Here is a 19,262-nt window from a genome sequence, read left to right as displayed (position 1 = left end):
CGGTCACGGTCCGGTCGCGAAGGTGACTACTCGTAACCACCCGGCTGCAGAGCGGCGAGGTACCCGGCCATCAGCGCCCGGGCGACCTGCCCGACGGCCGCGTCCTCCGGCAGGAACACCTCGTCGTGCAGGCTGGGGGCGCCCGCGGTGTCGCCGAGGCCGACGAAAAGCATCAGCCCCCGCGTGCCCGTGCCGCAGTAGTGGGCGAAGTCGTCGGCGCCGAACGAGCGGAAGTCCACGTCGACGTCGGCACCACCGTCGAGCAGCCACGGCTGCGCGGCCGCGGCGAGCGCCGGGTCGTTGACCAGCACCGGCTCACCCGAGCTGAGCCGCAGGTCGGCGGTGCAGCCGTACGCGCGGGCCGTGCCGTGCACGATGTCGGCCAGCACTTCCAGCGCGTGCGTGCGGTCGCTCGCGCGCATGAGCCGCAGCGAGCCGTGCGCGGCAGCGGTGTTCGGGACGACGTTGGCGGCCGTGCCCGCGTGGATCCGCCCCACCGTGCACACGGCGCCGTGCACCGGGTCGATGCGGCGGCTCGCGAGCTGCTGCAGGCTCACCACGAGCTGGCTCAACGCGAGCACCGGGTCGTGCACCAGGTGCGGATACCCGGCGTGACCGCCCTGGCCGTGGAGCACGATCTCGAACTCGTCCGTCGACGCGTTCACCGGCCCCGGCGCCGCCGACACCACGTTGTGCTGCAGCCGCGGCTGCACGTGGGCACCGATCACCGTGTCCACGCCGAGCTCCTCCAGCGCCCCGGCCTCGACGATGTCCAGCGCCCCCGAAGGCGCCGTCTCCTCCCGCGGCTGCAGGATCGCGACCAGCCGCCGCGGCAGCCCGACACCGAGCGCCGCGCGGCACACGGCCACCAGCGCGGCCACGTGCACGTCGTGGCCGCACGCGTGCATCAGACCGGAGTCCGACGCCCACGCCACCCCCGTCCGCTCGGGCACCGGCAACGCGTCCAGCTCCGCCCGCAACGCCACCGCGGGCCCGGCGTGCTCGCCCGGCAGCTCGATCAGCCGCCCGGTTTTCGCCACGCGCACGCCCTCGCCCGCCCCCAGCGCGGCCACCGCCGTGCGCGCGGTGTCCTCCTCGTCGCCGGACGCCCGCGGGTCGGCGTGCAGCCGGTGACGCAGCTCGATCGCCCCCGGCAGCTCGTCGGCGAGGGCGGCGCGCCAGCGCGTGGCCAGGTTGGTCATCGGGGCTCCAGTCATCGGGGCTCCAGGCGGTAGATCCGGTTCGCGTTCTCGTTCGCGACCAGGCGGGTGATGCGTTGGGCGTCCACTTCGGACAGTGCATCGGCGGTGAGCGCCGATTCGAGGAAGTCGGACAGTCCTTGGCGGAACAGGCTCGTGCCCAGGTGGTAGAGCTCCGCCAGCCCGAACGCGTCCGTCGAGAACAGCAGCTTCCCGAACGGCACCAGCTCCAGTGTCTCGGCCAGGATCGCCGGGGCTCTCAGGCCGGCGTTGTGCGTGATGAGGCCCGTGTCGACGAACACGTGCTCGAAGACCTGCGCGAGGTAGGCGGCGTTGCGGTGGAACGGGTAGTTGTGCAGCAACAGGATCGGCACGCCCGTGTCGCGGGTGGCCCGCAGGAACCCGGTGAGCAGCAACGGATCGCAGCGGTGCAGGTCCACGTCGGAATCGCCGTAGCCCACGTGGAACTGCACGGGCAGCCCCAGGTCGATGCCGCACCAGATCAGGTGCCGGTGGAGCACCTCGTCGGCCAGCCGCAACGGCAACCCGGCCCCGACGCGCGCCAGCCACCGTCCGGCCGCGTCCACCACCTCCACCGCGTCCGGACGCTCCCCCTCAAGCTCCAGCCCCACCCGGTACGCCGCGATCGACTTCACCCCGACGGCGTTCACCGTGCGCTTCTGGAGTTCGGTCCGGAAATCGGTCGCGAACCGGCTCGCGCTCGTGCCCGCGCGCACGACGTCCTCCGCCACCTGCTCCAGCCGCACCACGTCGTGGGCCCGGGCGGCGGCGAGGGTGGCGAACTCGGTCGTGCCGGTGAGCGCGTCGGGCTGGAAGCCGCCGTCGAGGAGGTAGTCGGTGGTGCCGGTCTTCCGGAGGAACCGCCGGTTCACCTCCTCGGCGCCCAGCTCGGCGCGACGGGCCAGGTAGTCGCCGGGTTCCGCGTGTTTCGGCAGGTCGAGGACGGGGGCGCACCGCTCGCGCACGGCCAGGCCGATGAGCGAATCGAACAGTGACGTGCCCAGCGGCGAGACCGCGTCGGCTTCGGTGAGCATCCGCTCGAAGCCCTCCCGCTCGACGGCGCTGGTCACCACACCGTGGCAGTGGTGGTCGACGAGCGGTACGTCGGCGACGAAATCCAGCATGTCCCCCACCATAAGGGCGGGCCGGGGGTGGACAGCGGAAAGCCCTCAGCGTTCTCGGGTCGCTGAGGGCTTTCCGGTGGTGGTGTTCAGCGGCCGAGCTGGGCCAGGAACGCCGACCAACCGTCGCGGGTGGCGGTCAGGTGACCGGCTTCCCGCTGTTTCGTGTCACGGATACCGACGAGGTCGGTGGTCACCGCGATCTCCACACAATCCGAGGTGTTCTGCGACCGGCTCGACTTCCGCCAGTCGGTGAAGGGCTGTTTCATCCCGTCTCCAAGTTGCCGAGGACATCCGCGATGAGTGCCCGGGTCTCCGCGGGGCTCATCGCGATGTCCTGGACTCTATCGATCGCCAGCTGATACGCCTCGACATCGACTGGTTCGTGGAAGAACAACGCGGATCGGCGGTTCTCGATCTGCACGACCGATGTGCGGTCGGCGAACTCCAGAAGCACGAATGGCCCTTCCAGTGCAGGGTGCCACCCTGCGGATTCGGGGATGGCTCGCAGGGTCACATTGGCCCAGTGGCTGGCTTCTTCGAGCGAGCGCAACTGATCGGCCATGACCGAAGGCCCTCCGATGTTCCGATTCAGTGCGGTCTCATCGACCAGCGCCAGCAGTTCGGCAGGGCGTTCGCGCCGCATGATTACATCGCGCCGACCGATCCGCACCGCGACTCTGGTCTCGACCTCGACTGAGGGGACTCCACCGCCACCGATGATGGCGCGCGCATAGCCGGAAGACTGGAGCAAGCCCGGCACCAGCAGCGGCGAGACATTCACGATCCGCGCCGCATCGCGCTCCAGTTCCAGTAGAGCAGCAAGCTGGCGCTTCTGCTCCGGCAGTCCGGAGGCAACCCAATGGCGCCCATCGCTGTTGCGTGAAAGCTCGATCAGTTCCTCGCGCACCTCGTGGTCCACGCCAAGCGCACCGAGCACCGCGGCGACATCGGTCGGGCGCGGGCTGCGCTCGCCAGACTCCCAGCGACCGATCGTGGTGTGCGCGATCCCGAGGCGGGTCGCCAGTGTGCGTGCGCTCAACCCGGCGTCTTCGCGGGCCCTGCGGAGTTCGGCGCCGATCGCGCGCGCTCGAGGAGTGGTGCCAGCCATGCACCACAGCAAACCACATCTTTTGGTGCCTTTACTTAACTCGATCGGTGCATTGCGCTGATTGCCGCCGGGGTTCATAGTTCTTCGGCTTTCGGCGGCACCAATTGGCACCAGGGCGGCACCGGCGGAGAGACGGGAGAACATGACAGTGGAACTCGCGGAGCGAGAGACAGCGCCGATACAGCTGTCCGCGCTCGATCAGCTCGTCGCGGTGGCCGCGAGGCTCGACGAGATCCGCCGGGAAGAGGGCCTGACCTTCCGGGAAGCCGGGCGGATGCTGGGAATCCGGGCGGCGAACGTGCTCGTGGTGAAGCGGCGAGCGGTGACCAGCACGACCATCCCGTTGTTCGATGCGTACGCGCAGTTCCTCGGGTGTTCGCTGCGGGTGCTGCTCGTCGAGGACGATCCGGGGCAGCGGCGTCCGCCGTGGCGGCAGCGGATGCCCCACGGCGACAACCCGGCCGACGCGTACGCGATGACCGAGCTGTGGCGCCTGCAACGGAAGCTGCGCCGGCTGCGGCTGCGGGCGGGGTACCCGTGCGACGACGTGGCGGCGGCGTTGGGGATCGACGCGATCGCGTTGTGGCGCAAGGAAAACACGCCTGTGTTCGTGGATCACGCGGTGACGAACGTGATGATGCTGGCTCGCTTTTTCGGCTACACCGTGCGGCTGCACCTCGTCGGGCCGGAGGTGATGGATGTGGGCTGGTGGATCAGCGACGACGACTGCGTGGTCTACGACGGCAACCCCGAGACCGGCGACGACGAACCGCACCTGCCGGGCGAATGAGCTCCCGGCCGCCGCGGCCGTACCCCGAGCGGGCGCGGCGGCCGGGTTCCAGCTTCGCCGCACGGCGGCGAAGGCCGGCGCCCCCGGTGGCTTCTCGGGCTCCGGGGGCGCCGATGCGTCAGGGCTGGGTCACGTCAGGGCTCGTCACGTAAGGGCTCGTCACGTCGGGGCTGCGTCACGTCGGGGCTGCGTCACGTCAGGGCTGCGTCAAATCAGGGCCGGCTTCCCCCGCGAGGCTCAGCCGCTCCCCCACCCGGCGGGCGAAACCGGGCAGCGCGAGGACCAGGATCACGGCCAGTACCAGCACCGCGCCCGCCGTGACGGGAAACCAGCGGGCGGGGCCTTCGGTGGGGTACGGGATGACGTTCACGTACACGGTGTAGCCCAGCAGCGCGAGCGCGCCGATCGGGAACACCAGGTGCCACCACGGCGCGTGGGCGCGCCGCCGGACGAAGAGCAGCAGGATGGCGCCGAGGGTGGTCAACAAGTAGATCACCAGCAGGATGAGCGTCCCGATGGAGCCGCTCCACGCGAACGTGTCCTCGGCCTTCGCGCCGAAGAACACCGCGCACACCACGATGATGAGCGCGGCAGCCAGCGCAACGGCCGTGACGGCGATGACCGGGGTGCCCTTGGCGGAGGTGCGGCCGATGCCGCGGCCGTCGAAAGCGTCGCGGCCGAGGGCGAAGAGCAGGCGCGAGCCGCCGACCACGCAGGCGAGGCAGCAGCCGAAGGCGCTGATGGCGGCGCCGATGCTGATCACGTCGCCGGCCCAGGAGCCGACGAAGGTGCTGCCCAGCTCGCCGAGCAGCGAGGGTGAGTCGTGGAAGGCCGGGGCGTCGGAGCCGAAGGCCATCATCTCCACGGCCGTCACGATCACGAAGAACGCACCGCCGAACAGTGCCGTGCCGAGGATGGCGCGCGAGATGTTGCGGCAGCCGGTTTCATTGGCCGCCCACTACAGATAGGATTCACATCGTGACTAAGCGACTGCGCAACTTGGTCCGCCGTGTACTCGGCTACGACCACAACTGCCTGCACAGCAACGGGTCGCAGTTCTGCATCGTCTGCGGCTCCGCCTGCCACTGCTGATGACCAGCACCCACCGGAGCACCAAACAGACGCCCGAGGAGAACCGGGCGCACCTGTACGCGGCCACCGAGAAAACTGGCTGGTTCACTCCGACGTGTACCCACGGCACAACCATGTGGGAAGGCGAGATGCCGCGCTGCGGCACGCGCGGATGCCTCTGGCGCTGGTGGCTGCGCTACGGAGTGCCCTCGGTGGTGCTGGTGTTGGGGTTCGTCATCTACTGCTGCATCCACTTCCACGTTCCCGACTGCCCACCCGGTTGGCGATCTCTGGGCCTTCAGACCTGCGTGCGCGAATAGCGCACGGGACGACCATCCAGGCGACGGCAAGAGCCCGGCGTCAGCGTCGGCAGGGTCCCACGGTCCAGGCATACGGCACGGCGCGCCCGGCGGCGGCCGCGGTCTGCTGGGGGTTGATGTTGGCGGCCATGCTCGGTGCCATCAGCGCCACGGACAGACCCACGGCCTGCCACACCGACAGCGTGCGCCTCAGCGCTGGACGGGTTTCGATGGTGTCTGACACGATGCGCTCCTCGCTCGTCGGGAGGGCTCGTCGGGGGGATGACCGAATGAACCAGTGAACCTCGTGGGGGCAGGATGGGCCAGCTCGATCGGGCAGAACTTTCCCTGCGGGGTGTCGAGGTGGCGGCGCGGCTGGGCCGTTCGGGGGTGGACGTGGTGGCGTTGACCTTCGTCGACAACTCCGGCATCTCCCGTGTGAAGGCCGTGCCGGTGGGCCGGCTCGCCGAGGTGGCGGCGTGGGGTGTGGGGGCGTCGAACTCGTTCGACTTCTTCCTGTGCACGGACACGATCACCTCCGGCGCGTACTCGCTCGGGCCCGTCGGCGACTTGCGGTTGCACCCCGACCTCGACGCCGTGACGGTGCTCGCGGCGCAGCCGGGCTGGGCGTGGGCACCGGCGTGGCGCTACGACCAGGACGGCTCGCCCCACCCGCAGGACTCCCGCGCGCTGGCGGCTTCGGCGGCCGCGCAGCTCGCTTCGCACGGCTATTCGGCGCGGATGGCGTTCGAGCTGGAGTGGGTCGTCGCGGGGCTCGACGGCTTGCTCGTTCCCGGGCCGGCCTACGGCTATTCACGGTTGGCTTCGCACGCCGAGTACGCGCGGGATCTGGTGTCCGCTTTGGACAGTCAGGACATCGGTGTCGAGCAGGTGCACCCCGAATACGCCGAAGGGCAGTTCGAGGTGTCGGTGGCCGCCGACGATCCGGTGCGCGCGGCGGACGTCGCGGTGCTGGCGCGCGAGACGATCCGCACGGTGGGGCTGGCGCACGGGTTGCGGACGTCGTTCACGCCGAAGTACGCGCCCGACGGCGTCGGCAACGGCGGGCACGTGCACTTCAGCCTCTGGGAGGACGGGCGGAATCTCTGTGCCGGAGGTTCCGGTGCGCTCGGGTTGAGCCCCGTCGCAGAATCGTTCGCCGCGGGGATTTTCACGCGGCTGCCCGCGTTGCTGGCCCTCGGGGCGCCGTCGGTGGTGAGTTACCTGCGGCTCGAACCGCACCACTGGGCCGGCGTGTTCACCGCGTGGGGGCCGGAAAACCGCGAAGCACCACTGCGCCTGGTGCGCGGCCCGATCGGAAAACGGGAGACGGCCGCGAACTTCGAGGTGAAATGTTTCGACCTCACGGCCAATCCCTACCTGGTCGTGGCCGGGCTGCTGTTCGCGGGCCTGGCCGGGGTTGCCGCTTCGGCGCGGTTGCCGGCGCCGGTGGAGGTGGATCCGGGAACGTTGTCCGCTGCCGACGCGGCGGCCGCGGGAGTGACGCGGCTGCCGCGGTCACTGGACGAGGCGGTGGCCGCGTTCGTCGCCGACGATGCGCTTCAGACAGCTTTCGGACCGGAACTGGCCACGACGCTGGCCGACGTCCGGCGCGGCGAGATCGCCGAACTGGGCGCGCTGGACGCCGAAGACCTGTGCGACGTGATGCGGTGGCTGCACTGAAGCACTGACGGCCGCGTGGGCTTCAGGAACCACCGAGGTGCTGCACCTGCCGCTCGTGCACGCCGGGCAGGAAGTCCTTGCCGAACGCCGTCGGGCCGAGCCGCGGGTCGGCCGGATCCACGCCGTCGCGCACGGACTCCACGTACGCGCGGTCCTGGGCGATGCGGGCGGACACGTCAGCCCCGACCGAGCCGTGGCCCGGGATGACCACCGACGCGGCCGTGGTCGAGAGCAGGTCCAGGGCCGCGAGGTAGTCGCCCACCGGGTCGGCGGTGCCGCTCAGGTCGAGCATCGGGATCAGCGCGTCGGACAGCATGTCGCCGCCGATCAGCACGCCGGAGTCCTCGAGGAGCAGCGACGCGTGGCCCGGAGCGTGGGCCTGGTGTTCGAGGATCCGGATCCGCGGCCCGTCCCAGGGGAGCTCGGTGGCGTCGGCGGGCAGAGCGGTGACATCGCCGAGCAGGTCCAGCGGGATCCGTGAGACCAGGTCCGGCGGCATCATCGACGTCACGCGGGCCTGGGCGCCCGGCGCCGACAGCCGGGACTCGACGAAGGCCGCGCAGCGGGCAGTGGCGTGGCGGGGCGCCGCGCCCAGCAGCGGGTGCCACAGCAGGTGGTCCCAATGCGGGTGCGTGGAGAAGCCGGCCACCACGGGCCGGTCCAGTGAACGAGCGAGGTCGGCCAGTTCTTCGTCGAGCACGCCGGCGTCGATGAGCAGGACACCGGCGTCGCCTTCGACGATCACCGCGTTGCTTTGGCAGAACGTGCTGGTGTGGACGCGCACACCGTCCGCGACCTGCCGCAGCATCGGCTACCTCCGAGAGGAGTCAGGCCCGGGCCGGAGCCCGGCGCACGCCTTCCGCGAGCTCTTCCGCCAGCTTGCGCACGCCGTCGACGCTGCCCTCGGCCGCGGCCGTGACCAGGGCCGAGCCGACGATCACCGCGTCGGCGAAGGCACCCACCTGGGCGGCCTGGTCGCCGGAGCGGACGCCGAGGCCCACGCCGATCGGGAGCGAGGTGTGGGCACGCGTGCGGCGGACCAGGTCCTCCGCGTGGACGCCGACCGCGTCGCGGGCGCCGGTGACGCCCATGACGGCTGTGGCGTAGACGAAGCCCGAGGACGCGGCCGTGGTCAGCGCCAGGCGTTCCTCCGACGACGAGGGGGCCACCAGGAAGATCCGGTCCAGGCCGTGGGTGTCCGAGGCGGCGATCCACTCGGCGGCCTCGTCCGGGATCAGGTCGGGCGTGATCATGCCCAGGCCGCCCGCGGAGGCGAGGTCACGCGCGAAGCGGTCCACGCCGTAGCGGTGCACAGGGTTCCAGTACGTCATGACCACGGCTTTGCCGCCGCGCGCGGACACGGCCTCGACGACCTCGAAGAGCCCCTTCAGCTTGAACCCGCTGTCCAGTGCCGACTGGGCGGCGGCCTGGATGGTGGGGCCGTCCATCACCGGGTCGGAGTAGGGCACGCCGATCTCGAGCAGGTCGGCGCCGCCGTCGATCGTGGCGGCCAGGAGGTCCTTGGAGCCGTCGACGGAGGGGAAGCCGGCGGGCAGGTAGCCGACCAGTGCGGCCCGGCCTTCCGCCCGCGTCGCCGCGAAGACGTCGTCGACGCCGCTCACTTGCCCTCCCCGTCCACGAGGCCGAACCACTGGGCCGCGGTGTCCATGTCCTTGTCGCCGCGGCCCGAGAGGTTCACGACGATCAGGCCGTCGGGCCCGAGCTCACGCCCGAGCACCAGCGCTCCGGCCAGCGCGTGGGCCGACTCGATGGCCGGGATGATGCCCTCGGTGCGCGAGAGCAGCCGGAACGCGTCCATGGCCTCGGCGTCGGTCACCGGGCGGTACTCGGCGCGGCCGGTGTCCTTGAGCCACGCGTGCTCCGGGCCGACGCCCGGGTAGTCGAGCCCGGCGGAGATCGAGTGCGACTCGATCGTCTGGCCGTCCTCGTCCTGCAGCAGGTACGTCATCGCGCCGTGGAGGTTGCCCGGGGAGCCCTTGGTGAGCGTCGCGCCGTGGCGGTTGCCCTCGATGCCCTCACCGCCCGGCTCCAGGCCGACCAGCCGCACCGACGGGTCGTCGTAGAAGCCCGAGAAGATGCCGATGGCGTTGGACCCGCCGCCGACGCACGCGGCGACGGCGTCGGGCAGGCGCCCGGCCTGCTCCAGGATCTGGGCGCGCGCTTCCTCGCCGATGACCTTGTGGAAGTTGCGCACCATCGTCGGGAACGGGTACGGGCCCGCGGCGGTGCCGAAGATGTAGTGCGTGGTCTCGGAGTTGGTGACCCAGTCGCGCAAGGCCTCGTTGATGGCGTCCTTGAGTGTGCGCGACCCGGTCCGCACCGGCACGACCTCGGCGCCGAGCAGCTTCATGCGCGCGACGTTGAGCGCCTGGCGCTCGGTGTCGACCTCACCCATGTAGACCAGGCACTCGATGCCGAGCAGCGCGCACGCGGTGGCCGTGGCCACGCCGTGCTGGCCCGCGCCGGTCTCGGCGATCACGCGCTTCTTGCCCATGCGCTTGGTGAGCAGCGCCTGGCCGAGCACGTTGTTGATCTTGTGCGAACCGGTGTGGTTGAGGTCCTCGCGCTTGAGGAACACCCGCGCGCCTCCGGCGTGCTCGCCGAAGCGCTTGGCCTCGGTGAGCAGGGACGGGCGGCCCGCGTACTCGTTGAGCAGGCGGCGCAGCTCACCGGTGAACTCCGGGTCGGTGCGCGCCTTGTCGTACTCGGCCGCGACCTCGTCGACGACGCCGATGAGCGCTTCCGGCATGAACCGGCCGCCGTACGGGCCGTAGTAGCCGCGCTCGTCGGGGTCGTACTTGCCGTGCTCCCCGGTCACCGCGACGGCCTCGGGCAGGCGGGGTGCGAACCGGCGGTGACGAGCTTCACCAGCGCGCCCTTCGGGTCGCCGGAGGCCACCAGGCCCTCGCCGACCAGCACGGCGTCGGCGCCCTGACCGGCGTAGGACATCAGGTCGCCCGGGCCGCGGACGCCGGACTCGGCGACCTTGAACACCTCGAACGGCAGCCCCGGGGCGAGGCGGGAGAACACGTCCCGGTCGACTTCCAGCGTGTGCAGGTTGCGGGCGTTGACGCCGATCACCTGGGCACCGGCTTCGAGCGCGCGGTCGGCTTCCTCGGCGTTGTGGATCTCCACGAGGGCGGTCATGCCGAGCGACTCGACGCGGTCGAGCAAAGCGGCCAGCGCGTTCTGCTCCAGCGCGGACACGATCAGCAGCACCATGTCCGCACCGTGCAGCCGGGCCTCGTGCACCTGGTACGGGCTGACGATGAAGTCCTTGCGCAGCACGGGAATGTCGACAGCCGCGCGCACGGCGTCGAGGTCGGCGAGCGAACCGCCGAAGCGGCGCTGCTCGGTGAGCACGCTGATCACGCGCGCGCCGCCGTCCTCGTAGTCCTTGGCCAGGGAAGCGGGGTCGGGAATCGCGGCGAGGTCACCCTTGGACGGGCTGCGCCGCTTGACCTCGGCGATCACGCCGATGCCCGACTCGCGCAGGGCGGCCATCACGTCCCGGGGCGCGGGAGCCTTCGCCGCGCGGGCCTTGAGCTCGTCGAAGGGCAGCGCGGATTCCCGGACCGCGAGGTCCTCGCGCACGCCGGCGACGATGTCTTCGAGCACGCTCATCGGGCACACCCGCCCGTCGGCGAAATCATCGATCCCATCGCAAGTTCGCTCACAAAAACCTTCCCCTTCCCGCCGAAACGATGCTAACCCCCGCACTCGGACGGGCCCGTTCCGGGTGCACGCCTTGCTCCGAATGCGCTTCGGTACCCGGCGTTCACCTGCCCGCGGTGGGGTCCTCACCTTCGGAAAGCGCCTCCCACAGCTCGACGTCGGGATCGCGCTTGGCGCGCTTCGCGCCCGGGGCCGCGTAACGACTCCCGAGCCGCCGCGCGGTACCCGCGACCTTGACCGCCAACAACCCCGCGACGACGAGAAGAATTCCGCCCAGCACGGCCAGGCCGCGGCCAACCAGCAATTCCGTCACGGGCAGCCCGGGCGCCCAGCCGCCGAACTTCACGCCGTTCACGCCGGTCCAGACACCCGCGAGCCCGGCCAGCGCCAGCACGACACCCAGGATCCGCCGCGCCCAGCCGCCGGTGGCGATCACGCCCGCGACACCGGCCAGTGCCAGCAGCGCCAAGGGCACGAGCGCGGTGGCGCGCTGCTCACCGTCCTCGGTGTAGAGCCGGCGGCCGAGCACCCCGCCGTCGCGGAACTCGGCGAACCAAGCGAGCTTCGACGCGCCCCACAAGGCGAGCGCGCCCAGCAGCAGGCCGACGACGATCATCCACAGTGGACGGCGGGACGGCTTGGCCGGAGTTTTCCCGGCGCCGGACGGGGTTTCGCCGCCGGATCGCGCCGGATCGGCGGGCTGCACCGGTTCGGCCGCTGCGGAATCCGTGGCGACGCGGTCCGGTTCTCCCTGCTCAGACACCGGCCGAGTCCTCTGCCGGATCCAACTCGCCCGCGGGCACCATGGTCTGGGCCGCCGCGACGGCCGAGAGCACCGTGCGGGCCTTGTTCAACGACTCGGTGTCCTCGTAGTCGGCCACGGAGTCGGCGACCACCCCGCCGCCGGCCTGCACGTAGGCGACGCCGTCGCGCATCAGCGCGGTGCGGATGGCGATGGCGGTGTCGGCGTCGCCCGCGAAGTCGAGGTAGCCGACCACACCGCCGTACAGGGCGCGGCGTACTGGCTCCAGCTCTTCGATCAGCTGCATCGCGCGCACCTTGGGCGCGCCGGAGAGCGTGCCGGCCGGGAAGCAGGCGGTGACCGCGTCGAACGCGGTCTTGCCCTCGGCCAGCTCGCCCGTGACCGTGGACACGATGTGCATCACGTGGCTGTAGCGCTCGATCTGGAAGAAGTCGACCACGTGCACGCTGCCCGGGCGGCAGACCTTGCCGAGATCGTTGCGGCCGAGGTCGACGAGCATGAGGTGCTCGGCGCGTTCCTTGTCGTCGGCCAGCAGGTCCTTGGCGAGCTGCGCGTCCTCCTCCGGGTCGGCTCCGCGCCAGCGCGTGCCCGCGATCGGGTGCGTGGTGGCGCGGCCGTCGCGCACGGTGACCAGCGACTCGGGGCTGGAGCCGACGATGTCGAAGCCCTCCAGCCGCAGCAGGTACATGTACGGGCTCGGGTTCGACGTGCGCAGCACGCGGTAGACGTCGAGCGCGTCGGCACCGGTCTCGATCTCGAACCGTTGCGAGGGCACGACCTGGAACGCTTCGCCGGCCTTGATCGCTTCCACGGCCTTGTCGACGGCCGCGTGGAAGTCCTCCTTCGTGCGGCGGCGCTTGAACTCCGGCGCCGGCCGGTCGAAGGTCGCGACGGTGGGCGGCGCGGGCACGCGCAGCTGCTCGGTCATCGCCGAGAGCCGCGTCAGCGCGCTGTCGTAGGCGGCGTCCACGCGCTCGGGCGAGTCGTCCCAGTTGACGGCGTTGGCGATGAGCGTGACGGTGCCCTCATGGTGGTCGAACGCCGCGAGGTCGGTGGCCAGGAGCATGGTCAGCTCCGGGATGTCGAGGTCGCGCTCGGCGAGCTCGGGCAGCTTCTCCAGCCAGCGCACGGCGTCGTAGCCGATGTAGCCGACCATGCCGCCGGTCAGCGGGGGCAGGCCGGGCAGCGGTTCGGTGTGCAGGGCTTCCACGGTGGCGCGCAGCACCTGCAGCGGGTCGCCCTCGGTCGGCAGGCCGACGGGCGGGGTGCCGGTCCACACGGCCTTGCCGTCGTGCACGGTCAGCGCGGCCGGGCTGTCCACGCCGATGAACGACCAGCGCGACCACGACTTGCCGTTCTCCGCCGACTCGAACAGGAACGTGCCGGGGCGATCGGCGCCGAGCTTGCGGTAGATCCCGAGCGGGGTCTCGCCGTCGGCGAGGACCTTGCGCACCACGGGGATCACGCGGCGGCCTTCGGCGAGCGCGCGGAACTCGGCGCGGGAGGGGCTGACCGGGCCGGGCCCGGCGGATTTGCCGGCTGCTGAGCTGACCATGCGCCCCATTGTGCCGCGCGGGCCTCGGCGGACCTCGGTCGGACCGGGGGCGGCGCTTGAATTCAGCGACTGTTGAATTCACGGGGACGACCAGTCATAGTGGACCCGTGAGCACCGAAGACACTACCTCCCGCAGGCGCGGCCGCCGGCCTGCCGGACAGGACACGAGGACGGCGCTGGTCGAGGCCGCCCGCGCGGTGTTCGCCGAACACGGTTACGAACGCGCCACCGTGCGGGCCATCGCCGGGCGGGCCGGCGTCGACGCGGCCATGGTCAACCACTGGTTCGGCGGCAAGGAGGGCCTGTTCGCCCAAGCCGTGCTGGAGCTGCCGTTCTCCCCGATCGAACTGCTCGGCACCTTGCGCGACGGCCCGGACGACGAGTTCGGCGAACGCATCGTGCGCACCTTCGTCACGCGCTGGGACGGCGTCGGCGGCGAGACGTTCCAGGCACTCGTGCGCAGCGTCGCGAGCCACGAGCTGGCCGCGACCGTGCTGCGGGAGTTCTTCTCGAAGTTCTTCGCCGAGATCATCGCCGACATGGGCTCGGGCGACGCCGCGCTGCGCACCTCGCTGTGCGCGTCGCAGCTCGTGGGCATCGGCGTGATCCGCTACATCGCGCGCTTCGAGCCTATGGTGGCCGCCGACGTCGACACGCTCGTGAAGGCGATCGCGCCCACCGTGCAGCGCTACCTCACGGGTGACCTCGGGTTCTAGGTCCACCGGGTGCTGACGGCCTTCAGCACGAGCTCCTTCTTCCCGGGAACGAGCAGCACCATGTTGTCGCCGGTACCGGCGAGGAAGCCCCGGTACCGGCCGCGGCCGAAGCGTGCGTACCTGCGGGAGAGGCCGTCGGCCGGCCGCAACCGGAGGCGGGTGCCGTCGGTGAACGCGGCATGGACGACGCCGGGTTCGCCGAAGTCGAACTTCGCCGCGCGCCACCCGGTCCGCCGCACCACACGCCGGCGCCACCACCACACCCCGGCGAAGGAGACCGCGGTGATCCAGCCGAGCATCCCGGCGAACAGCAGGCCGAAGGCGATCGTCTCCTGGAGGGGGTCCCACCCGTCGTCGTCGGCGAACCAGGCGGTGTTCGGCGCGTCCGGGTTGTAGGTGATCCGCACCCGCTCGCCGGGGGCGGGGAAGTTCCCCCGCGACACGCCCAGCGCCGCGTCGTACACGCTGCCGCTGGGGGCCGGGTAGGTGACGTGGATGTACGTACCCTCGGCCAGGTAGCCGATGACGTCGGCGTCGACGGTGACGGCGTCGTCGTGCACCACGTGGGAGCTTGCCTCGATGGCACCGAAGCGGTTCACGCCGGCGATCGCCATGCCGACGCAGACGGCCACGGCCGCGAGGTACAGCGCCACGCGCCCGCCCATCCGCTGCAGCACCCGCTCGGCCCCCTCGGGTCGCGCGTCGCGTCCGAGTGGCAGGTACGGCTCTCCGTCGCGGGGCGCCGCGCGGACCACCGGGAACTTCGCCAGGCCACGCCGTTTCTTGCCGACCGGACGTCTGCTCACCGGCCGGCCTTCCCGCGTTGCTCCCGCAGCGGGATCGCATACGGCCCAACGCTTCCGGGGCCGTAGGACCGCATCAGGACGCGGCGCCGGTCGCTGCCGGCGACCCACACCCTTCGACGGGGGTCTTGGGTGGTCATCTCCACGAGCAGCCGATCCGACCAGCTGAACAGCGCACCCGCGCCGGCGATCGTCGCCGCCACCACGAGCGCCCACAGCGCCGCCGCCCCGTTCGCCCGGCGGATACGAGCGCGGACGGCGCGGTCCAACGTCACCGGGTCCGGCACCTTCGGCCGCCCGGTGCGGGTTAGGAGAGGTTCGTCGTCCTTATCGTCCGTGATCCCCGGATCCATCAGGCGAGACTACGACCGAGAAATCACGCTTCACCAGCGAAAAAGCTGCGATCCAGAACACCGGTGGAGAAGGCAACCGAACGGACGCGCCAGGCGTGTTGACGGTCCCTTACCGCTCGGCGCTCACCTTCAGCGCGACCGCGCGGGGCCGGCCGCGGCGGGAGCCGGTGGGCAGGACCAGCACCAGCCGGCGGCCCGACCCGGCGACGTGTGCGCCGGCCCGGCGTTTCGAGCCCCGCGGCACGTAGGACAGGACCGTCGGCTTGGCGACGACCTGGCGGCCGTTGAGGGTGAAGCGCACGGTCTGGCCGTGGTCGGTGTCCTCGTGGGTGCGCAGGCGCACGGGCCGCCAGGTGGAGGTGCGGGCGGCGCGGCGGCGGCGTGCCCAGGCCACCGCGGCCGCGATCGTGACCGGGATGAAGATGATGAGCAGGAGCAGCGGGATCACGAAGGCCAACATCCAGCCGTCGCTGAGGTTTTCGTCGTCCGGGGTCCGCGCGTGCGTCGGGTCGGCGGGGTCGTAGAGCACCGTGACGGAGTCGCCCACCTGGTAGTCGCGGCCGGAGTCGCCGTCGATGTCGACCTGTTCGGGGATGCCGTGTGCCTGGAAGGCGACCGAGATGGTGGGCACGTCGTGCCCGCGGGCCGAGGTGCGGACCTGCGTGACCTGGCCCGTGGTCTCGTCGCCGTGGTCGAGCAGCCAGGTGGCGCGGCTGTCCTGCCACCACAGGCCCAGCAGCAGCAGCGCCGGCAGCACCACCCCGAACACCACGACCCAGCCCACCGACCGCCAGTACTGCCGGCGCAGCACGCGGTCCCACCTCGCCGAGCCGGTCGTCCCCAGATCCATCAGCAGAGCCTACGGTTCGGAATCCGCGGGCCACCAGGTGCGGCGCTCACGGCTTTTCCGCGTCGCGCAGGCGGTAGAGCGACGGCCGGCCGCCGTCCTTCGCCGGCGGCACCACGAGCGTGACCACCTTCCCGTCACCCGAGAGCCAGCCCGCGACGGGTGGTCCGGGCCGGAGCGCGAACCGGCCCGCGCGGAGGTGGCGGGTGCGTTTCGCCTTGATGCCGCTGCCCGTGCACAGGAAGCTCAGCGCAGGGTTGCCACCGCGGGCCGGGTCGGTGGTCTCGACCCACTGCCAGCCCTCGCCGCGGCGGCGACGGGCCCAGGCCAGGCTCACCAGCGCGGACCAGACGCACACGACCAGCGACACCAGCACCGCGAGCGCGATCAGCCCCTCGCGGGAGAAGGGGGCCACCTGCCCGTCCACCTCCGCGTGGGCCGGGTCCGCCGGGTCGTAGCGCACGGTCACGGTCTGGCCGACGGAGTACGCGTTGTCGCCGTCGATGCTGAAGGAGGACTCTTCACGGGTGCCGTTCGCCGAGTACGCCACCTCGAACGTGCTCACGCCGCGACGGCTGTGGGACACCTCGGTGACCTTGCCGGTCGCGGGTGCCCCGTTCACCTGCAGGCCGTTGTACGCCGTGAAGATCCGCTTCGCGCCGAAGGCCGAAACCCCGAGCAGCACCAGGAACACGACCGCGACCACCGCGGTCCAGCGGACGCGCTGCCGCACCGCGGAATCACAGGCGGCGGTGTCGGCCTCGGTCGTCTCGTGCTTCACCGGCGCAAGCCTAGATCCGGATTCCGGCCGCCATGACGGCAATTCCTGCTTGTCTCCCCCTCGTGTTCCGTTGTTCACACCGAGCGGACGGGAATCGGGTAGGGGAGCGCCCGGCGCTCGATCACCAGTACACGGCCGCGCCCCTCACCACCCAGCCACGCGTGCCGCGGTTCGGGTCGCTGCAGGAACGTGTAGCGGCCGGGCAGCATCGAGAAGGTCCGGACCTTCAGCCGCGTGCTGCCGTCGACGTGCAACGTCAACACCTGGTGCGCGCCTTCGGGGCTCGCGGCGGTTCTCGTGACGGGCACCCAGCGCGAGCGCCGGGCCGCACGCCACCGGCGGACCCAGCGCACGGCGAACGCCGTGCTCCACGGGAAGAACACCAGGGCCACGAGCGCCGGGCAGATCAGGCCCCGGATCCGTCACCTCGGCCACCCGGCCGACCGCGCGCACCCCGCCTCACGAGCAGGGAGTCTGCCGACGCGTCCGCGCCGACCATGCCGAGCACCGCCGAGATCAGCACGAGCAACCACAGGACGGCGGCGGTGACGGATCGCCACGATCGCTTGCGCAGCACGCGGTTCCAGGCCGGCTCGTCGGCGTCGAGGCCGCCTCTCGCGCGGTTCGTCAGCGGACCGTCCACTTCGACGTGGAGGTCAGGCGGAACGGGATCGCGTGCGGCTCGGGTTTGCGGGGGCCGATCACGCTGCCCCACTTCGCCCACGCGCGTGCTTCCGCCGCGCGCCGCTTGGCCGATCGGCGCGCCCGGGCGTTGCGCGGGCGTGGCCGCCGGCTGGTCGTCCCCAGGTCCATCGGGCCAACGTACCGCCGAAAAATTGCCCTCGCCCAGGGAAAATCCTGCGACGCACGACACCGCCGCCGGAGGCGACCGAATGGCCGCCGCCGGCGTGTGCACAATCGGGCTCAGCGAGCCAGCAGCACGAACACCAGCGCGAGCACGCCCGGCACGACCTGCACGAACAGGATCCGCTTCGACGCCGTCGCGGCGCCGTACAGGCCGGCGACGATCACGCAGGCCAGGCCGTAGAGCTTGAACTGGAACCCGGTCGGGTCGGTGGCGATGAGCCCCCAGATGAGGGCGGCGGCGAGGAAACCGTTGTAGAGCCCCTGGTTCGCCGCCATCACCTTGCTCTCCCGCGCGAAGGTCTCGGTGTTGCCGAACGCCGCGCGGGCGCGCGGGGTCGTCCAGAGGAACATTTCGAGCACCACGATGTAAACGTGGAGGAGGGCGACCAGCCCCACCAGCACGTTCGCGACAACCGTCACGGGGTGTTCTCACTCTCGTCGGCGAGGAGCAGGCGCTCCGCGGAGTCGAAACAGGTGTGGGTGCCCGTATGGCAGGCCGGCCCGGTCTGGTCCACGCGCAGGAGCACTGTGTCACCGTCGCAGTCGATCCGCACCTCGCGAACGTGCTGCACGTGTCCGGAGGTCTCGCCCTTCACCCACAGCTCCTGGCGGCTGCGGGACCAGTAGGTCGCGCGCCGGGTGGTGAGGGTGGATTCCAGGGCCTCGTCGTTCATCCAGGCCATCATCAGCACGTCGGACGTCGAGTGCTCCACCACGACAGCCGCGATCAGGCCGTCGGCGTTGCGCTTGAGCCGCTCCGACAGCGCGGCGTCGAGGCTCATCGGACGGTGACCCCGCCCTCGCGCAGGGCACCCTTGACGTCGCCGATCTTCAGCTGTCCGAAGTGGAACACGCTAGCCGCCAGCACGGCGTCGGCGCCGGCCGACACGGCGGGCAGGAAGTGGTCGACCGCACCCGCGCCGCCACTGGCGATCACCGGCACGCGCACCGCGTTGCGCACCATCTCGATCAGCGACAGGTCGAAGCCGGACTTGGTGCCGTCGGCGTCCATCGAGTTGAGCAGGATCTCCCCCACGCCCAGCTCCTCGCCGCGCGCGGCCCACTCCACCGCGTCGATGCCGGTGCCGCGGCGTCCGCCGTGGGTGGTCACCTCGAAGCCCGACGCCGTCGGCTCGCTGCCCTCGGGCACGCGCCGCGCGTCGACCGACAGCACGATGCACTGGGCCCCGAACCGGCGCGACGCCTCGCGCAGCAGCTCCGGGCGCGCGATCGCGGCCGTGTTGATGCTCACCTTGTCCGCGCCCGTGCGCAGCAGGCGGTTCACGTCGTCGGTGGAGCGCACGCCGCCGCCCACGGTCAGCGGGATGAAGACCTGCTCGGCCGTGCGGCGGACCACGTCGAAGGTGGTCTCGCGGTCACCGGAGGAAGCCGTGACGTCGAGGAAAGTCAGCTCGTCGGCGCCCTCGGCGTCGTAGCGATGGGCCAGCTCCACGGGGTCGCCCGCGTCCCGCAGATCGGCGAAGTTGACGCCCTTCACCACGCGGCCCGCGTCGACGTCCAGACACGGGATCACCCTCACCGCCACAGCCATGCCACAAGCGTAGCCGTCCACCTGCGACGGTCCG

26 protein-coding genes are annotated in these 19,262 nt (G+C 71.3%); 4 read left to right on the top strand and 22 right to left on the bottom strand.

Annotation, left to right across the window (positions count from 1 at the left end; genetic code table 11):
• Positions 1–26 precede the first annotated feature (26 nt).
• From ACWEOE_RS12255 to ACWEOE_RS12240, 4 genes are all read right to left on the bottom strand, one after another.
• Positions 27–1,202 carry a M20 metallopeptidase family protein gene (locus ACWEOE_RS12255; RefSeq protein ID WP_452007692.1) on the bottom strand — a complete coding sequence of 392 codons (1,176 nt, stop codon included), beginning with the start codon at positions 1,200–1,202 and terminating at the stop codon, positions 27–29.
• 11 nt (positions 1,203–1,213) lie between these two features.
• On the bottom strand, positions 1,214–2,344 hold the full coding sequence (locus tag ACWEOE_RS12250) for an amidohydrolase family protein (RefSeq protein ID WP_452007475.1): 1,131 nt from the start codon (positions 2,342–2,344) through the stop codon (positions 1,214–1,216).
• 86 nt (positions 2,345–2,430) lie between these two features.
• Entirely contained in the window at positions 2,431–2,610 is a 180-nt protein-coding gene (locus ACWEOE_RS12245) for a DUF397 domain-containing protein (protein WP_452007473.1), read from the bottom strand.
• The gene (locus ACWEOE_RS12240) at positions 2,607–3,452 is read right to left on the bottom strand and encodes a helix-turn-helix domain-containing protein (RefSeq protein ID WP_452007471.1); all 846 of its coding nucleotides are present in this window, start codon (positions 3,450–3,452) and stop codon (positions 2,607–2,609) included. The genes ACWEOE_RS12245 and ACWEOE_RS12240 overlap by 4 nt, the downstream gene beginning before the upstream one ends.
• 142 nt (positions 3,453–3,594) lie before the next feature.
• On the opposite strand from ACWEOE_RS12240, the gene ACWEOE_RS12235 reads away from it, so the two are divergent.
• Positions 3,595–4,242: a helix-turn-helix domain-containing protein gene (locus ACWEOE_RS12235; protein WP_452007469.1), complete on the top strand. Its 648-nt coding sequence runs from the start codon at positions 3,595–3,597 to the stop codon at positions 4,240–4,242.
• Between the two features lie 196 nt (positions 4,243–4,438).
• Here ACWEOE_RS12235 and ACWEOE_RS12230 read toward each other — a convergent pair whose 3' ends face one another.
• Entirely contained in the window at positions 4,439–5,170 is a 732-nt protein-coding gene (locus tag ACWEOE_RS12230; protein WP_452007690.1) for an amino acid permease, read from the bottom strand.
• Between the two features lie 163 nt (positions 5,171–5,333).
• On the opposite strand from ACWEOE_RS12230, the gene ACWEOE_RS12225 reads away from it, so the two are divergent.
• A complete protein-coding gene (locus ACWEOE_RS12225) occupies positions 5,334–5,633 on the top strand; it encodes a hypothetical protein (RefSeq protein ID WP_452007467.1) in 300 nt (99 codons plus the stop codon).
• Positions 5,634–5,673: 40 nt separating this feature from the next.
• Here ACWEOE_RS12225 and ACWEOE_RS12220 read toward each other — a convergent pair whose 3' ends face one another.
• Positions 5,674–5,856, bottom strand: coding sequence for a hypothetical protein (locus ACWEOE_RS12220; protein ID WP_452007465.1), 183 nt, complete (start codon positions 5,854–5,856; stop codon positions 5,674–5,676).
• A gap of 74 nt (positions 5,857–5,930) precedes the next feature.
• Here ACWEOE_RS12220 and ACWEOE_RS12215 point away from each other — a divergent pair, with 74 nt between their 5' ends.
• Positions 5,931–7,295, top strand: a complete 1,365-nt coding sequence (locus tag ACWEOE_RS12215; RefSeq protein WP_452007463.1) for a glutamine synthetase — start codon at positions 5,931–5,933, stop codon at positions 7,293–7,295.
• Between the two features lie 22 nt (positions 7,296–7,317).
• Here the strand turns inward: ACWEOE_RS12215 and ACWEOE_RS12210 are convergent, their stop codons facing one another.
• From ACWEOE_RS12210 to ACWEOE_RS12185, 6 genes are all read right to left on the bottom strand, one after another.
• Complete coding sequence (locus ACWEOE_RS12210) at positions 7,318–8,103, bottom strand: MBL fold metallo-hydrolase (protein WP_452007461.1); 786 nt, start codon at positions 8,101–8,103, stop codon at positions 7,318–7,320.
• Between the two features lie 19 nt (positions 8,104–8,122).
• On the bottom strand, positions 8,123–8,917 hold the full coding sequence (gene trpA, locus ACWEOE_RS12205; protein ID WP_452007459.1) for a tryptophan synthase subunit alpha: 795 nt from the start codon (positions 8,915–8,917) through the stop codon (positions 8,123–8,125).
• Positions 8,914–10,134, bottom strand: coding sequence for a tryptophan synthase subunit beta (gene trpB, locus ACWEOE_RS12200; RefSeq protein ID WP_452007457.1), 1,221 nt, complete (start codon positions 10,132–10,134; stop codon positions 8,914–8,916). Before trpB ends, trpA begins: the two co-directional genes overlap by 4 nt.
• Positions 10,131–10,940: an indole-3-glycerol phosphate synthase TrpC gene (trpC, locus tag ACWEOE_RS12195; protein WP_452007455.1), complete on the bottom strand. Its 810-nt coding sequence runs from the start codon at positions 10,938–10,940 to the stop codon at positions 10,131–10,133. Before trpC ends, trpB begins: the two co-directional genes overlap by 4 nt.
• A 154-nt stretch (positions 10,941–11,094) precedes the next feature.
• A complete protein-coding gene (locus ACWEOE_RS12190) occupies positions 11,095–11,607 on the bottom strand; it encodes a Trp biosynthesis-associated membrane protein (protein WP_452007688.1) in 513 nt (170 codons plus the stop codon).
• 139 nt (positions 11,608–11,746) lie between these two features.
• Complete coding sequence (locus ACWEOE_RS12185; protein WP_452007454.1) at positions 11,747–13,309, bottom strand: anthranilate synthase component I; 1,563 nt, start codon at positions 13,307–13,309, stop codon at positions 11,747–11,749.
• Positions 13,310–13,416: 107 nt separating this feature from the next.
• Between ACWEOE_RS12185 and ACWEOE_RS12180 the strand changes: the two genes are divergently transcribed.
• Entirely contained in the window at positions 13,417–14,025 is a 609-nt protein-coding gene (locus tag ACWEOE_RS12180) for a TetR/AcrR family transcriptional regulator (RefSeq protein WP_452007452.1), read from the top strand.
• Here ACWEOE_RS12180 and ACWEOE_RS12175 read toward each other — a convergent pair.
• From ACWEOE_RS12175 to hisF, 10 genes are all read right to left on the bottom strand, one after another.
• Positions 14,022–14,831, bottom strand: coding sequence for a hypothetical protein (locus tag ACWEOE_RS12175; protein WP_452007450.1), 810 nt, complete (start codon positions 14,829–14,831; stop codon positions 14,022–14,024). The genes ACWEOE_RS12180 and ACWEOE_RS12175 overlap by 4 nt on opposite strands.
• Positions 14,828–15,103, bottom strand: a complete 276-nt coding sequence (locus ACWEOE_RS12170; RefSeq protein ID WP_452007448.1) for a hypothetical protein — start codon at positions 15,101–15,103, stop codon at positions 14,828–14,830. Before ACWEOE_RS12170 ends, ACWEOE_RS12175 begins: the two co-directional genes overlap by 4 nt.
• A 187-nt stretch (positions 15,104–15,290) precedes the next feature.
• Complete coding sequence (locus tag ACWEOE_RS12165) at positions 15,291–16,031, bottom strand: DUF3592 domain-containing protein (protein WP_452007446.1); 741 nt, start codon at positions 16,029–16,031, stop codon at positions 15,291–15,293.
• A 46-nt stretch (positions 16,032–16,077) separates the two neighbouring features.
• Positions 16,078–16,809, bottom strand: coding sequence for a DUF3592 domain-containing protein (locus ACWEOE_RS12160; protein ID WP_452007444.1), 732 nt, complete (start codon positions 16,807–16,809; stop codon positions 16,078–16,080).
• 74 nt (positions 16,810–16,883) lie between these two features.
• The gene (locus tag ACWEOE_RS12155) at positions 16,884–17,201 is read right to left on the bottom strand and encodes a hypothetical protein (RefSeq protein ID WP_452007442.1); all 318 of its coding nucleotides are present in this window, start codon (positions 17,199–17,201) and stop codon (positions 16,884–16,886) included.
• Between the two features lie 14 nt (positions 17,202–17,215).
• The gene (locus tag ACWEOE_RS12150; protein WP_452007440.1) at positions 17,216–17,452 is read right to left on the bottom strand and encodes a hypothetical protein; all 237 of its coding nucleotides are present in this window, start codon (positions 17,450–17,452) and stop codon (positions 17,216–17,218) included.
• Entirely contained in the window at positions 17,437–17,622 is a 186-nt protein-coding gene (locus ACWEOE_RS12145) for a hypothetical protein (protein ID WP_452007438.1), read from the bottom strand. Before ACWEOE_RS12145 ends, ACWEOE_RS12150 begins: the two co-directional genes overlap by 16 nt.
• Before the next feature lie 111 nt (positions 17,623–17,733).
• Complete coding sequence (locus ACWEOE_RS12140) at positions 17,734–18,096, bottom strand: DUF1304 domain-containing protein (RefSeq protein ID WP_452007436.1); 363 nt, start codon at positions 18,094–18,096, stop codon at positions 17,734–17,736.
• Positions 18,093–18,458, bottom strand: coding sequence for a phosphoribosyl-AMP cyclohydrolase (hisI, locus tag ACWEOE_RS12135; RefSeq protein WP_452007434.1), 366 nt, complete (start codon positions 18,456–18,458; stop codon positions 18,093–18,095). The genes ACWEOE_RS12140 and hisI overlap by 4 nt, the downstream gene beginning before the upstream one ends.
• Positions 18,455–19,228 (bottom strand): imidazole glycerol phosphate synthase subunit HisF, encoded by a 774-nt coding sequence (hisF, locus tag ACWEOE_RS12130; RefSeq protein ID WP_452007432.1) that lies wholly within the window; start codon positions 19,226–19,228, stop codon positions 18,455–18,457. The genes hisI and hisF overlap by 4 nt, the downstream gene beginning before the upstream one ends.
• Positions 19,229–19,262 lie beyond the last annotated feature (34 nt).

Source organism: Amycolatopsis sp. NPDC004368 (genome assembly GCF_053602515.1).
Note: the sequence above shows the minus strand (reverse complement) of the source record. Positions and strands in the feature narration are given on the sequence as shown.